11 protein-coding genes and 3 pseudogenes are annotated in these 12,596 nt (G+C 65.6%); 8 read left to right on the top strand and 6 right to left on the bottom strand.

Annotated elements, in window-relative coordinates; genetic code table 11:
* The first annotated feature begins 104 nt into the window (after nt 1–104).
* The 3 genes from Q5696_RS16670 (at nt 105) to Q5696_RS16660 (ending at nt 3,453) form a co-directional block, all read left to right on the top strand.
* Nucleotides 105–956 (top strand): glycosyltransferase family 2 protein, encoded by an 852-nt coding sequence (locus tag Q5696_RS16670; protein ID WP_305092376.1) that lies wholly within the window; start codon nt 105–107, stop codon nt 954–956.
* A gap of 167 nt (nt 957–1,123) precedes the next feature.
* Nucleotides 1,124–2,014 carry an esterase/lipase family protein gene (locus tag Q5696_RS16665; RefSeq protein WP_305092375.1) on the top strand — a complete coding sequence of 297 codons (891 nt, stop codon included), beginning with the start codon at nt 1,124–1,126 and terminating at the stop codon, nt 2,012–2,014.
* An 83-nt stretch (nt 2,015–2,097) separates the two neighbouring features.
* Nucleotides 2,098–3,453 carry a wax ester/triacylglycerol synthase domain-containing protein gene (locus Q5696_RS16660; RefSeq protein ID WP_305092374.1) on the top strand — a complete coding sequence of 452 codons (1,356 nt, stop codon included), beginning with the start codon at nt 2,098–2,100 and terminating at the stop codon, nt 3,451–3,453.
* Between the two features lie 30 nt (nt 3,454–3,483).
* Here Q5696_RS16660 and Q5696_RS16655 read toward each other — a convergent pair.
* Nucleotides 3,484–3,726, bottom strand: a pseudogene (locus Q5696_RS16655) (IS5/IS1182 family transposase); the annotation flags it as partial.
* Between the two features lie 277 nt (nt 3,727–4,003).
* Here Q5696_RS16655 and Q5696_RS16650 point away from each other — a divergent pair.
* Nucleotides 4,004–5,371: a wax ester/triacylglycerol synthase domain-containing protein gene (locus Q5696_RS16650; RefSeq protein WP_305092373.1), complete on the top strand. Its 1,368-nt coding sequence runs from the start codon at nt 4,004–4,006 to the stop codon at nt 5,369–5,371.
* 161 nt (nt 5,372–5,532) lie between these two features.
* Here the strand turns inward: Q5696_RS16650 and Q5696_RS16645 are convergent.
* The 5 genes and pseudogenes from Q5696_RS16645 to Q5696_RS16625 form a co-directional block, all read right to left on the bottom strand.
* A pseudogene (locus tag Q5696_RS16645) lies at nt 5,533–6,188 on the bottom strand (DDE-type integrase/transposase/recombinase); the annotation flags it as partial.
* Nucleotides 6,189–6,329: 141 nt separating this feature from the next.
* Nucleotides 6,330–7,202 carry an ABC transporter permease gene (locus tag Q5696_RS16640; RefSeq protein WP_370654811.1) on the bottom strand — a complete coding sequence of 291 codons (873 nt, stop codon included), beginning with the start codon at nt 7,200–7,202 and terminating at the stop codon, nt 6,330–6,332.
* An 8-nt stretch (nt 7,203–7,210) separates the two neighbouring features.
* Nucleotides 7,211–8,041: an ABC transporter permease gene (locus tag Q5696_RS16635; RefSeq protein WP_305095342.1), complete on the bottom strand. Its 831-nt coding sequence runs from the start codon at nt 8,039–8,041 to the stop codon at nt 7,211–7,213.
* Nucleotides 8,042–8,487: 446 nt separating this feature from the next.
* Nucleotides 8,488–9,441 (bottom strand): annotated as a pseudogene (locus Q5696_RS16630) (ATP-binding cassette domain-containing protein); the annotation flags it as partial.
* Nucleotides 9,442–9,620: 179 nt separating this feature from the next.
* Nucleotides 9,621–10,139, bottom strand: coding sequence for a hotdog fold domain-containing protein (locus Q5696_RS16625; protein ID WP_305092372.1), 519 nt, complete (start codon nt 10,137–10,139; stop codon nt 9,621–9,623).
* Nucleotides 10,140–10,636: 497 nt separating this feature from the next.
* On the opposite strand from Q5696_RS16625, the gene rpsJ reads away from it, so the two are divergent.
* From rpsJ to rplW, 4 genes are read left to right on the top strand one after another with little or no spacing between them, the layout of a single operon-like run.
* Nucleotides 10,637–10,942, top strand: a complete 306-nt coding sequence (rpsJ, locus tag Q5696_RS16620; RefSeq protein WP_003938093.1) for a 30S ribosomal protein S10 — start codon at nt 10,637–10,639, stop codon at nt 10,940–10,942.
* A 28-nt stretch (nt 10,943–10,970) separates the two neighbouring features.
* Nucleotides 10,971–11,624, top strand: a complete 654-nt coding sequence (gene rplC, locus Q5696_RS16615) for a 50S ribosomal protein L3 (RefSeq protein ID WP_305092371.1) — start codon at nt 10,971–10,973, stop codon at nt 11,622–11,624.
* Nucleotides 11,621–12,286, top strand: a complete 666-nt coding sequence (gene rplD / locus Q5696_RS16610) for a 50S ribosomal protein L4 (RefSeq protein WP_305092370.1) — start codon at nt 11,621–11,623, stop codon at nt 12,284–12,286. Before rplC ends, rplD begins: the two co-directional genes overlap by 4 nt.
* Nucleotides 12,283–12,588, top strand: a complete 306-nt coding sequence (gene rplW, locus Q5696_RS16605) for a 50S ribosomal protein L23 (protein WP_127946084.1) — start codon at nt 12,283–12,285, stop codon at nt 12,586–12,588. The genes rplD and rplW overlap by 4 nt, the downstream gene beginning before the upstream one ends.
* Nucleotides 12,589–12,596: the final 8 nt, after the last annotated feature.

Below are 12,596 nucleotides of genomic sequence, written 5' to 3'. Positions count from 1 at the left end.
CCACCCGGTCATCCGTATTGCCCGTTTCGTCGAAATAGGGACGAATGGCCTGACTTTCGTCGTTCCATGCGAGTCGGTCGGTTTTCTGGTATACGCTCCCGGCCGTGCAGATTTCCCTGGTCATCCCGGTTTTCAACGAGGAAGCGACGATCGCTCGTGCGCTCGATCGTGTCCTCGTGCAACGGGATGCCGTGCACGAGGTTCTCGTATGTGACAACAACTCGACCGACCGCACCCGCGCGATCGTCGAGGAGTACGCGGCGCATCTACCGATCCGGGTGATCGATGTCCCGGTGCAGGGGACCGTGCACGCGCGCAACGCCGGTTTCGATGCCGCGACAGGGGAGATCATCGCGAGGATCGATGCCGATGCCCTGATCGAGCCGGGCTGGTTCGACGCGGTGGCGTCCTTCTTCGAGGCCGCCGACGAGGACGTTGCCGCGGTGACCGGGGCGATGATCCACTTCGACATGCCGCGATTCAGGTTCGATCCGTTCGTCCGGTACTACGTCGACGACCCCGCGGAACGGAAGCGGTGTGAGCCGGTGCAGTTCGCAACCATCGTCGGTTCGAACATGGCAATTCGCCGCAAGGCGTGGATGTCGGTGCGTGGTGCGGTGAACACCGCCCCGGGGATCTGGGAGGACGTGGATCTCGCGTGGGCGCTGGTCGAATCCGGGTACCGGACCATGCTGTCGCCGGCGATGGCCGCGCAGGTGTCCGGGCGCAGGCTCCTCGACCCGCCACGCGCCTACTACCGCTACACGCGGTCGGTGGTGACGACCGTCCGGGAGCGGGGGCGCGCGGATCTGCAGCTCGCGGCACGCGTGCACGTCGTCCTGTCGATGGTCAACTACTTCGTTCGGTACTTCCCGGCACGAACGTGGGATCCTGTTGAGCGACGCTACGATTGGCGCCTGCTTCGTCTTGAACGTGAGGCTCGTCCGATTCCGTGAGCGCGATGGCCGACGATGCGCTGCCGGTGCCGGCGCAGGAAAATGTGATCTCCGACGCGTACTTGCCGGTAGGTGCGTGGGCGCGGCTCGAGTACAACCTGAATCGGTACTGTGAGCCGTATGCTTTTCCGTTCGACGCCTGTGTGTGCGCTCCGATGAGGGCGAAGTTGAAGTCGCTTGTCGGTGCGGCGCTCGCGGGGGCGGTGACCATCGTGAGCGCGGGTATCGCGGCGGCGCAGCCGGCAGCGGATGCGCTTCCCGGCGCGAACAACTGGTCGTGTGCCCCGTCTGCCGCCCATCCGGTGCCGGTGGTGCTGGTGCACGGCACCAATGCGGGCAGCGTCGCGACATGGAAGACGGTGGCGCCGGCGCTCGCGGCCGAGGGGTACTGCGTGTTCGCTCTCGACTACGGCCGGATGCCCCCAGGCTCGGTCGACCTGCTGAACATGCTCGGCACCGCCGACATCGCGGCATCCGCGCGGGAACTGTCCGCGTTCGTGGAAAAGGTCCGCGCGGCGACAGGGGCAGCCCAGGTGGATCTCGTCGGCCACTCCCAGGGCGGTGTGGTCGCTCGGCAATACCTGCGGTTCGAGGGCGGGGCCGACCCGGCCGATCCCGGCGCGAACAAGGTCCGCAAGGTCGTCATGCTCGGGGCCACCAACCACGGTTCGACGTTCGGCGACGTCCAATACCTGGGTGCGGTCGCCGAGAAGTTCGGTATCCCGGTGGTGTCGCTGCTCAACAGCATCCTCGGGCCGTCGTACGTCCAGCAGATGGTCGGATCACCGTTCCTGCGCGCACTGAACGAGGGCGGAGACACCGAACCGGGTGTCGACTACACCGTGGTGGCCAGCCGGGACGACAAGATCTCGAGCCCACCCGAGAACACCTTCCTCACCGCCGGTTCCGGCGCGACCGTGCACAACACCTGGGTGCAGGACGTGTGCTCGTCGGCGGTGGTGGACCACATGCAACTCACCACGGACCCGGTCGCCGTCCACATCGTGAAGTCCGCGCTGGACCCGGTCTACGCGGCGAACGTGCCTGCGCCCTGCTGAACGCTTGCCGGGCAGCCGGTCGCACATTCGGATAGATTCGATCTGCTGTTTGTTCGACTCCGATTTCGGGAACGTGTGATCCCATGAGTACCGTCGAGTATCGCGACGCAATCTTCGCGTACGTCGAAACCTCCTGCTCTCCACAGACATTGATGTCCGCCTACGCGTTCGAAGCGAGCGGGCGACCTGCGAGCGATCTCGTCCGATGGATCGCGGATCGGGCGGCGAGCCTCGCGCCTCTCCGACAGCGGATGGTGAGACCGTTCGGCGACATCGGACTGCCGATCTGGTCGGACGATCCACAGTTCACCCCGGACCGCCACATCCGTGTGCACACCGCCGAGGACTGGGCCGAACTCTGCGTGCTGCTACCGACGATCCATGCCGAACCGTTCGACTGGGCGAAGCCGCTGTGGGAGGTGCACCTGATCCAGGGTGTGCGCGGCGTCGACGGCCGGGACGACCCGTCGGACGTAGCGGTCGTGAAGATGCACCATTCGGTAGCCGACGGCATGGGAGCCACCGAGATCGCCCGAGCACTGTTCTCGTCGGATATCGCTGCGGAGTGCACCCCGACCGGCTCGACGTCACGATTCGCCACGATGGCGAAAGCGGTCGCGATGCTGCCCGTCACGCTCGGCAGGCTGCCGGTCGACCTGCTCCGGTTCGTGCGTGCCCAGAAGCAGGTTCGAGCCGAGGAAGCGGAGGGGCTGTGGAAATCCCCGCCGCCGCAGCTGCCGCGGACCTCGATCAACCGCAAACTCGGCCCGGACCGCGTCGTCGACACGGTGTTCTCCAGTGTCACGGAACTGCGCAGCGCAGCCCACCGGATGGGTGACGTCACCGTGAACGACCTCGTGCTGACCGTGATCGGGGGTGCGCTCGCCACATACCTCGGCGATATCGAAGGCCCGATCGTGGCGTCCGTTCCGGTCTCGACCCGGGACGTGCTCGACGCCGGTACCCGGAACAGGTTTACGACGGCATACGTCGACCTACACGCCGGCATCGAGGATCCGGTCGCGCGAGCCGACGCCGTGCACCGTGCGGTACGCACCGACCGCGACCGCAAACTGAGCCCGGCCAATGTGCGCGCCGAGGTGTCGGCGCCACGACTGCCCGGGTTCGTCGTCCGGACGGCCGTGCGAGTGTTCGAGGCGCTTCCGAAGACATCGTCCACGATCACCGGTGCACACGTGCTGGTGACGAACGTGCCGATGGGACCGGCCGACGGATGGCAGCTGTGTGGTTCGCCGGTGTTCGCAAACTTCGGGATGAGCACCCTCGTCGACCCCGGCGGCGTCGCCCACCGGATCTCGTCGATCGGGGACAGACTTGCCGTGAGCGTGACCGCGGACCCGTCGCAGATGCGGGACCTACCGGCTTACCTGGAGTTGATCCGCCGCGGTTGCGCGGAGTTGGTTGCGCACACCGAATAAGGATCGGCCGCACACTCCGCTGAGGTTTCCTCACCAGGCCGGTGCTTGTAGATGAGGAAGAACGAGGGCCGCTGCAGTGACGGCCCCGATCCTCCACGGGCACAGGCTGATCCGTTGCAGAGCGTTCGCGTGTTCGGCTGGGGCGCGTATCGCGGACCGGATGGTGTTCCGGCAGCGGGTGTCAGCGTCGAGGCCGTGGCCCTTGTCCGCGAGGGTGAGCATCCCGGTGTCCGTACTCCTGGTGCGGACACCGATCCCCGAACGTCTACGAGCCCCTTCGCTCCGTTACGCTGGCATCAACTGCGTAAACCGCCACCCGTGTTCTCGTGAACCGGGGGTAAGGTCCGCCGCCGCTGCGCAGGGCGATATGCCGTTGGACGGTGCCGAGCGGTTCGATCTACATATCGCCAGACAGACCGCGCCCTACAGATGGAAGCGGAGCACAACCGCATCGTTCCAAGTGGCAGAACGGGCGAAGGGGAGGAACGGATGGCTTTGTGGGGTGGAAGGTATGTCTACACGGGTGACAGCAGTTCAAGGGGTGTGAACCATGGAGACTGTTGACCCCCGTCTGTCGTTTACAGACACACTGTTCTGGCTCTCGGACAGCCCGTGTGTGACGAACATCCTGATCTTCGAAGAAGGAGAACAGCCACCGACCCGGCGCGATGTCGAGGACTGGCTCCTGGAACGGATCGACAGGTCACCGCTCTTGACGAGCACGATCACACCCATCCGTGGACACCTGGCGTATCCGCGGTGGGTCGAAACCGGCGTCGACGTACGTGACCACGTCACAGTGGAGCACTGCACGACCAGTGGATGGTCCGAGATCGGACGCCGGTTGGTTCGACTCGGCATGACACCACTGGCCGAGCGCATGCCGCCATGGCGAATGTCGGTGTTCACCGGCGTAACCGACGTCGAGGGATTCCCCGAGACAGCAACCGTCGTCGGTTTCCAGATGAGTCACGCCGCGGTCGATGGGCTGGCGCTCGCGCATCTCATACGGACCCTGTTCGGTCCCGAACGGCGTGAGCAGTGGCGATTCGAGGTGGAGCGGTTCGCCGGCCTGCGCTCCGCGATGGACACGCCGGTGAAACTCACGCGTTTGCTTCGCGCGGTCGGGAAGTCACTGACATCGTTCACACGTACGGCGGTAGCGTCACCGCATCCTCTCCTTCCGCGCACGAGGCTGAACGGAAAACTCACGGGTGAAGCCGAGCACACCTTCGTCACTCTCGGTGTGCAGGAGATGAAGCGGGTCGGGCGGACGTTGGGCGGATGTACCGTCAACGATGTGGCACTTGCCGTCATCTCCGGTGCCATGCGGAGCTACCTGGACATGGCCGGCGAACTTCCGGAACATTCGCTCGCGGTACATGTGCCGATCTCCACGCGCACGGCCGGACCGGTGCTCGGCAATCAGGTCGGCTCCATGTCGATCTCGCTCTGCACGGACATCGACGATTCCGAGGGGCGGCTGAGGGCGATCCACGAGAAGGCGTCGGTAGAGAAGCGTCGGTTCAGCGAGACTGCACGGAACGAGAACTGGGTCGAGAACGTGCCTGTTCCGCTGCTGTGGGCTGCTACGAAACTGCCGGCACCGCAGCAGGGGAATGCCGATCAGATCAGCTTTTCGAACACCATCGCAAGCAATATCCCTCGTGGGGCTGCCAACCTGTCCTTCCTCGACATGCCGGTCCGGTCGTCGTTGGAGATGACCGGCGTGGTCGACGGTCGTGGCGTCAGCCACATGATTGCGTCGATCGGTGATGTGCTGACGATCTCCGTCTGCTTCGACTCAGGGATTCTCCCGGACCCGGAGGGCTACCGAGGGCTTCTCGTCAGCGAGTTCGAGGCTTTGCAGGTACGTGCCGACGAGGTACAGGCCGAGGCCGCAGCACAGAACGGATGAGGTTTCGCTCTCGGTCATCATCCCCACGACCGCGCCGACCGGCTGCGGTCGTGGGGATGAAACTCTCGATCGCGTCGGCCCAGTCAGGCTCGACGAACGTGTCAGCGCCGACTCGGAGATCACGGACTGTGTCGCAGCGTCGAACCCGGCGCTCCGTCCGCGAGGGCGGCGGTTCGTTGGGCTTCTGACGTCCAGTCGCGGGCGTAGAGGAACTCCTCCGCGAGGATCGAAGTTGTAGCGCTCGACCTTCCCGTTGTGTCGTGGAGCGAAAGGGCCGGATGAACTGGTGACGGGTGCCGGTGAGAGTGCGGGCGAATGCCGCCGAGTGGTAGCAGGAGCCGTTGTCGGTGACCACCCGGGTGAACCGGGCGATGCCGTGGACGGCGAAGAATGCCTTGGCGCGGTTGATGAAACCGACTGCGGTAACGCCTTTCTCGTCGTTCAGGGCTTCGGTGTACGCGAGGCGGGAGAACCCGTCGACAATCGAGTGCAGGTACACGTATCCGGTGCGGGTACCTCGCTTCTTGCTTCGGTCGACCTTCTTCGCGTGGTCGCTGCCTTTGCCGTGCATGCGCCAACCACCTCCGTCGGGGATCAGGCCGACCTTCTTGATATCGACGTGCACCATGTGGCCGGGGTAGCGGGCGACGATCGTGGCCGCCGGCTTGCGATCGTCCGCTCCGCTGGGGTCGAGGAACTTGCGGCGATTGAGACCGAGGCGGACCAGGTGGCGGCCGACGGTGCGGACCGAAACGGTGACGCCTTCGACGGCGATGCGGCGTGCTGACCACTTCTTCTGCCGCCGCAGCGCCTCGATCCCTCGATCCGGGCCACGATCTGGTCTGCGGCGGCCTTCGACTTTATTCGGCCCGATCCTGGCCCGGTGTCTACAACGTCATGACCCGCAACATCTAGGCGAGACGATTTGATGATCGACGTCGCGGATGAATCGGAACTGTTACGCGCCCGTCTGCGCCGCGTGCTTGTAGCCGCGGATCGCGGGGAACAGGAACACCGCGAACATGCCCACCGACCACACGAGTGTCCCGATCATCGGGGTCAGCACCGGACCGCCCAGCGACAAGCCCCGCATCACGTCGATCGCATACGACATCGGCTGATGCTCCACGATCGGCTGCAACCACTTCGGGTACGCCATCAACGGCACGAACCCGGTGTTGAAGAACATCAGCAGCGTGCACATCAGCGACACGATCTCCACCAGTGGAGCCTTGCCGGCGTACGTCGCGAGCGCAGTGACCATCATCGCGAACGCGACACTGAACAGCAGAGGGATCAGCAGCAGTGCGAGAGCCGCCAACGGACCCTGATCGAATCGGAAACCCAGCGCGAAGCCGGCGATCAGGATGACGATCGTCGTCGCCACGACCCGCACGGACTCCGCGATCATCCGGCCCACCAGCCCCGACGCCCGATGGATCGGCATGGTCCAGAACCGGCCCAGCAGGCCGCTCTCCTTCTCCATCCGCAACCCCACCGCGCTGACCACCGAACCGAACATCGAGCCCGTCAGGATCATCATCGGCACATAGCCGTACACCGCCGGTACACCGGTCGCCTTCTCGATCGACTCACCGAGCACGATGCTGAACATCAACAGCATCAGCGCCGGATACAGCAGCGCCTGCACCACCGTCGTGGGGTCCCGCGACCACCGCTTGAGCAGCCGCCACGACTGCATCCGGCTGTGCGTCACGAGTGCCTGTACCGACCGCTCCGACTGGGCGGCCGGGTCGTTGGGCTCCGGGAAATCGATGTCGACGACCTCGACCGACCGTCCCGACGAAACCTGCGTCGATCCCTGACTCACAGTCGCCGTCACTTCCGTCGCGTGCTGGCCCACAGCGCCAGCGGAATGAGCACGACCGCCAGGCCGACGGTCCACATGAAGGAGGGGAACAGGACACTCCAGTTGATGTGCCCCTCGGCGAGATCACGCAGCGCGAACGAATACTGCGACACCGGCTGGTTCCGCACGAACGGGCGAATCCACTCCGGGAATCCCGACTCGGGAACGAAGCCGCACGACATCATGCCGAGAATCAACTGCGGCAACGTCAACGCCTGAGCCGTCGCCTCCGGACTACGCGTGAGACACCCGATCATGTCGGCGCCGAACGACAGCACCGTCGAGAACGCCAGCGCGATCAGACAGAACAGTGCGATCGTCAACCAGCCACCGGAGAAACGGAAACCGATCAGATAGCCGAACGCGACCGCCGCCACCAACGACACCATCGAGCGCACCACGCCCACGGATATTCGGGACATCAACGGCGCCAAACTGGCCACCGGCATCGTCTGCATCCGGGCCGTCAGACCCGTCACCGATTCCCGTGCCGCGGTATTGGCGATGCCCACCACGGTGTAGGACATCGACTGCAACACCACGATCGGCAGAATGAACTGCGCGTAGTCGATGCCCTGGAACTTCATGATGAACTTCAGCGGCAGATAGAAACCGAGGCCCGTGATGAACGGGGCGAGCACCGAGATCAGAATCGTGCCGTTACGGAACTGCTGCGCCACCGCGCGGGTGGTGAGAGCGCGCCACTGGCTCAGCCCCGTCGGATTCGGGCGACGATGTGCACCGACACCCGGAACCCTCGCTCGCCGCTCCTCGACCTGTGCCGAGTCCGCGTCGGACACCTCGGCGGCCTGCGCGGAAGAGTACGGAAGCGGATGCGGATACGGCTGGGCGTCGGCACTCACTGTCGAGCCTCCGGACGTGGCGCCGGCGCCGGCGGGCGCGGACCGTTCGGTTGCGGTTGCGGTTGGGGCTGCTGCGGCGGCATCGGTGGGCGGGGACCGCCCGGCGGTACCGGCATCTGCTGGGTCATCGGGGGCCGGGCACCGTTCGGCGGCGGCATCGGCGGGCGGGTCCCGCCCGGCGGCATCGGCATCTGTTGGGTCATCGGAGGTCGGGCACCGTTCGGCGGCGGCATCGGCGGACGCGGGCCGTTCGGCGGCGGCATCGGCGGTCGCGGACCACCCTGCTGCTGCGGGGGCATCGGCGGCCGGGGAGCTTGCCGAGCCGGCATCGGACCGGAGTGCGGACCGTCACCGTCGTCGTCCTGCGGCAGATGCAGCGGTGCATGACCGGTCAGGGAGAGGAACACGTCGTCGAGCGACGGCCGACGCAACCCGATGTCGTCCAACCCGATACCTGCGCCGTCGAGCCGCCGCAACGCCTCGCTGAGTGTCGCGGCACCGTACGGCGCCGGGAACGAGATCCGGTCCGTCTCCGGGTCGGCGAGCGCCTCCGCGCGCACCTCCGGCGGCACCAGCTCGCCGAGCACCTGCACCACCGCCGGCATCTGCGTCGGGTCGGTCGGCACCACATCGCAGAACGTGCCGCCCGTACGTGCCTTGAGCTGATCGGCGGTGCCCTCGGCCACCACCGTGCCCTTGTCGATCACGATGATGTTGTCGCTCAGCAGATCGGCCTCTTCGAGATACTGCGTGGTGAGCAGCACCGTGATGCCCTTGCGCTTGAGCGTCTCCACCAGATTCCACACGCCCTGACGGCTACGCGGATCCAGACCCGTCGTCGGCTCGTCCAGGAAAACCACCTCGGGGCGAACCACCAGACCGCACGCGATGTCGACCCGTCGGCGCATACCACCCGAATAGCCGCGGACCGGACGCTTCCCGGCCTCGACCAGATCGAACTCCTCGAGCAGTTCGTCCGCGCGGGCCCGGGCCGACGCGCCGTCGAGACCCATCAACCGGCCGAACAACACCAGATTCTCGCGACCGGTCAGCGCCTCGTCGAGCGCCGCGTACTGGCCCGTCATCATGATCGACCGGCGCACCTGCGCGGCCTCCTTGACCACGTCGTAGCCGGCGATGAACGCCCGCCCCGACGTCGGCGGCACCAACGTCGACAAGATCTTGACCGTTGTCGTCTTGCCGGCGCCGTTGGGGCCGAGAATGCCGAGCACGCTCCCCCGCGGAGCAGAGAAACTGATCCCTCGAAGTGCATGCACGTCCCCGTAGGACTTGTGCACGTCCTCGACGAGGACAGCGTGGTCCTGCATGGTTGGCATCACACTCCGCTGTGGGTCGCTGGTAGGTGGCCGGCCGCCGAATTCGCATCGGTCACCAGCACGGACGGCCGCGAAGCACTGCACGCATCGCATTCGTCAATCGATGTCGGTCCCCCCGAATGTTACCGATCGACACGACGTTCCCCGTGATTCGGCGAACAGGAGAGGGACAGGTCACCTTATCGGCCGGACGGTGTCACCCAGATCGTGATCGTCGCCCGCACCACCTCGGTTCCGGTCCGGTCCGCGATCGACACGGGTACCGCCACCTCGACGCCGTCGGTGCATCCGGCGAGGTCGGGAAGGTGTGACAGCTGCGCCGTCGCGGTGAGACCCGTCCCCGCCTTGGCGAGATAGTCCACCGACATCGACTTCGGAATCCATCGGTGTGTCGACGGGACGGTCGCCTCCGCGAGCATGCCCATCGCGATCTCCGCCAGATTGCAGGCCGCGATTGCATGGAACGTGCCCAGATGGTTGTGCACACCCCACCACTTCGGCGCCGACACCACGCACCGACCGGGCTCGAGTTCCCGCACCGTCGGCAGCACCGTCGCGAAGAACGGCACCCGCGCGCACATGCCCACCGAGAACAGGGCGCGCCCGAAACCGTTGCGCGGCAAGCGCTGCCAACTCCGATAGGTCGCCCGGGGAGTTGCGGTGGTCGGCAGTGTCGGGGGAGTGGTCGCGGAGTCCATGACCACAAACCTTACTTGTAAGTAAGTTGGGCGGTGGTGGAAACCGGCACGCACGGTCGCTGACCTCGCATGTCCCGAAAATAGGGATTTGAACTCTGCGGACGGCTACGGCATACTGATCGGGTTGCCTTGACCGGGATCGAGATCCGTCACGACCCGAGTCGGGCTGGATGGACGTCGAGTCATCAGGTCGAAGGGCCTGGTCACGGCGATGCAAGACGGAAGCAGTACCCAACTTTGCGCCCCTCGCGGGTGCATCCGGTGCGCATGTTCCGTGACTCTCGGAGAGGTTTTCCGAGGGTCGGGAATAAGAGGCAGGGCGACACGCCCGACCGCGTGGACCGGAGAACCATGACACATGAACAGCGGCAGCGGATCGAGTGATGTTTCGAGCGCAATTGTTGTTCGTGTCGGGTTTCCAGTCGGGGACTGTGCAGACGAGGTAGTCCCCGGCACGTTCGGGTTCTACGAAACGCGGCAAGAAAAGGACACTAAGCGTGGCGGGACAGAAGATCCGCATCAGGCTCAAGGCCTATGACCATGAGGCGATCGACGCGTCAGCGCGCAAGATCGTCGAGACGGTGACCCGTACCGGGGCCCGCGTGGTCGGCCCGGTGCCGTTGCCTACCGAGAAGAACGTGTACTGCGTCATCCGCTCGCCGCACAAGTACAAGGACTCGCGCGAGCACTTCGAGATGCGTACCCACAAGCGGCTGATCGACATTCTCGACCCGACGCCGAAGACCGTCGATGCCCTCATGCGCATCGACCTTCCGGCCAGCGTCGACGTCAACATTCAGTGAGCTTGGGAAGACGCAGCGGAGATAACACATGACTAATCAGATCAAGGGAATCCTGGGCACCAAGCTCGGCATGACCCAGGTCTTCGACGAGAACAACCGGGTCGTTCCGGTCACCGTCGTCAAGGCCGGGCCGAACGTCGTCACCCAGATCCGTACCGAAGAGCGTGACGGCTACAGCGCCGTGCAGCTGGCGTTCGGCGCCATCGACCCGCGCAAGGTGAACAAGCCCACCTCGGGCCAGTTCGCCAAGGCCGGCGTCACCCCGCGTCGCCACGTCGTCGAGCTCCGTGTCGCCGACGCCTCCGAGTACGAGGTCGGCCAGGAGCTGACGGCCGAGGTCTTCGAGGACGGCGCATACGTCGACGTCACCGGCACCAGCAAGGGCAAGGGCTTCGCCGGCACCATGAAGCGTCACGGCTTCGCCGGCCAGGGCGCCTCGCACGGTACTCAGGCCGTGCACCGTCGCCCGGGTTCCATCGGTGGCTGCGCCACCCCCGGCCGCGTGTTCAAGGGCATGCGCATGTCGGGCCGTATGGGCAACGACCGCATCACGACGCAGAACCTCTCGGTCCACAAGGTGGACGCCGAGAACGGCCTGCTGCTGATCAAGGGTGCGATCCCCGGCCGCAAGGGCGGCCTCGTGATCGTCAAGACCGCAGTGAAGGGTGGTGCTTCGGCATGACCGAGACCGCAACCAAGCTGACCCTCGACGTCAAGGCTGCCGGTGGCCAGACCAACGGCACCGTCGATCTCCCCGCCGAGATCTTCGACGCGACCTCCAACATCGCTCTGATGCACCAGGTCGTCGTTGCGCAGCTCGCTGCGGCACGTCAGGGCACGCACTCCACCAAGACTCGTGGCGAGGTCCGCGGCGGCGGCAAGAAGCCGTACCGCCAGAAGGGCACCGGCCGCGCACGTCAGGGCTCGACCCGTGCGCCGCAGTTCGCCGGCGGTGGCGTCGTCCACGGCCCGCAGCCGCGTGACTACTCGCAGCGCACCCCCAAGAAGATGAAGGCTGCCGCCCTGCGTGGCGCCCTCTCCGATCGGGCCCGCAGCGAGCGCATCCACGTCATCACCGAACTGGTCGCCGGGCAGGTCCCGTCCACCAAGACGGCGAAGTCGTTCCTCGGTGAGCTCTCCGACCGCAAGAAGTTCCTGCTGGTCGTCGGCCGCGAGGACATCGCAGCGTGGAAGAGCGTCCAGAACCTGGACGGCGTGCACCCCATCGCACCCGATCAGCTCAACACCTACGACGTGCTCAACAGCGATGACGTCGTGTTCAGCCTCGAGGCTCTGAACACCTTCATCGCGGGCCCGGCAAAGAACGAGGAGGAGAGCAAGTGAGCACCATCGCCGACCCGCGCGACATCTTGCTGGCTCCGGTCATCTCCGAGAAGTCCTACGGGCTGATCGAGGAAGGCACCTACACCTTCCTGGTGCACCCGGACTCGAACAAGACGCAGATCAAGATCGCCGTCGAGAAGATCTTCGGGGTGAAGGTGACCAGCGTCAACACCGCCAACCGTCAGGGCAAGCGCAAGCGGACCCGCTTCGGTTACGGCAAGCGCAAGGACACCAAGCGCGCGCTCGTGACCCTCTCGGCCGACAGCAAGCCCATCGAGATCTTCGGGGGTCCGGTCGCGTAGGCGATCGG

The organism is Prescottella sp. R16 (assembly GCF_030656875.1).
In the GTDB taxonomy this organism is placed as follows: Bacteria; Actinomycetota; Actinomycetes; order Mycobacteriales; family Mycobacteriaceae; genus Prescottella.
This window is presented reverse-complemented; position numbering and strand designations above follow the sequence as displayed.

Bases quoted from the DNA above. Each gene is read 5' to 3' on its own strand.
- Q5696_RS16650 (WP_305092373.1), top strand. From the start codon at position 4,004: ATGGAGACTGTTGACCCCCGTCTGTCGTTTACAGACACACTGTTCTGG.
- Q5696_RS16660 (WP_305092374.1), top strand. From the start codon at position 2,098: ATGAGTACCGTCGAGTATCGCGACGCAATCTTCGCGTACGTCGAAACC.
- rplD (WP_305092370.1), top strand. From the start codon at position 11,621: ATGACCGAGACCGCAACCAAGCTGACCCTCGACGTCAAGGCTGCCGGT.
- rplC (WP_305092371.1), top strand. From the start codon at position 10,971: ATGACTAATCAGATCAAGGGAATCCTGGGCACCAAGCTCGGCATGACC.
- Q5696_RS16625 (WP_305092372.1), bottom strand. From the start codon at position 10,139: ATGGACTCCGCGACCACTCCCCCGACACTGCCGACCACCGCAACTCCC.